Source organism: Streptomyces sp. NPDC002130 (assembly GCF_040296465.1).
In the GTDB taxonomy this organism is placed as follows: domain Bacteria; phylum Actinomycetota; class Actinomycetes; order Streptomycetales; family Streptomycetaceae; genus Streptomyces.
In genome coordinates this window covers 1-1,164 of sequence record NZ_JBEOXI010001085.1, presented here as the reverse complement: position 1 = coordinate 1,164, position 1,164 = coordinate 1, and the positions used below count along the sequence as shown (strand labels likewise).

General features: G+C 59.5%; 2 protein-coding genes. Both read left to right on the top strand.

The features are described from left to right. Positions 1 to 203: hypothetical protein (locus ABT116_RS48615; RefSeq protein ID WP_351647965.1), on the top strand; the 203-nt coding region annotated here is incomplete at its 5' end. Between the two features lie 35 nt (positions 204 to 238). Next, positions 239 to 1,164 (top strand): PucR family transcriptional regulator (locus ABT116_RS48610; protein ID WP_351647962.1); only part of this gene is annotated, 926 nt, incomplete at its 3' end.

Here is a 1,164-nt window from a genome sequence, read left to right as displayed (position 1 = left end):
CCCTCGCCCACCGCGACGACCTCCGGCTGACCGGCGAGCATCCCGCGCAGATCGGCGTCCACATACGTCGGCCGCTGGAGAACTACAGCATCTGGTGGATACTACCGGGCGTCGACTGGACCGTTCCGTTGCAATCGATGACGCCCAGATCCGTCTACTCGCGTACAACTCGCACGACAGCGCCGTCGATTCAGTCAGAATGAATTCGGTTCTACAGCGGAATGTTTCACGCGAGATTGTGGACTTCATCTACGCGAGTGGAGGCCGCAAGGCCCTCGATCTCTTCACTGTTCCCGTCAACGAAGAACTAGGGCTGACCCTTGGCCGGGTCGGGATGCCGATCCGATACCGCAATGCGCTGCTGGGCTTCGTCTGGCTGTTGATTTCAGAGGGCGAAGTTGACGAGGATCAGGCCGAGGTCTTGAGGCACACGGCTGATGCGGCGGCGATGATCCTTCATCGCGAACAGTTGCTGGACGAGTTGTCCCGAAGTCGGGAGCGGGAACTCACTCGAGACGTGCTGTCGGGCGAGCGGTCGCTGCGTGAGGACGCGGCAAGCAGATTGGCTGATGAGGGCTTGATGGTTGCGGGTCCAGCAGTCGCGGTGACGATGTTGCTCCGCCCCGTGGACCGGTCGACATTGACCGAAAGAGATCGTCTGAGTGTTGCCGTCGGCGTCGATCAGCTTCGGCGGAGGCTCCCGCGGAACAGTGCAATCCAACTCGACCGCCCCGACCACAGTCTGTTGATCGTATCGGTGGCCGAACGCTCGACTCAAACCCATCTGGACTCGCTGATCGTGGCAGCCAGGGAACGAGTCTTGTCTGAAAGTGGGCGCCAGAACATCGAATGTTGGGTTGGTATCGGTGAACCGCGAACCTCGGTTGCAGACGTGCGCGAATCCTACGAAGAGTCCAGACGTTCTGCAGACGTAGCCCAGGTTGTCAAGGTGCTCGGAAATGTTGTGCGTTATCGGGATCTCGGCGTCTACGGACTTCTGGCCGAACTGTCGGAGGATCGACTCGAGAACAGTATTCACTCAGGTTTGCAGTCCTTGCTCTGCCATGAGGACTCAAAAAGCGAGGCTCTTCTCGCGACGCTGGAGAGCTTTTTGGACAATGCCGGTGACGTAAAGCGAACGTCCGAGGCGCTCTGTGTGCATCG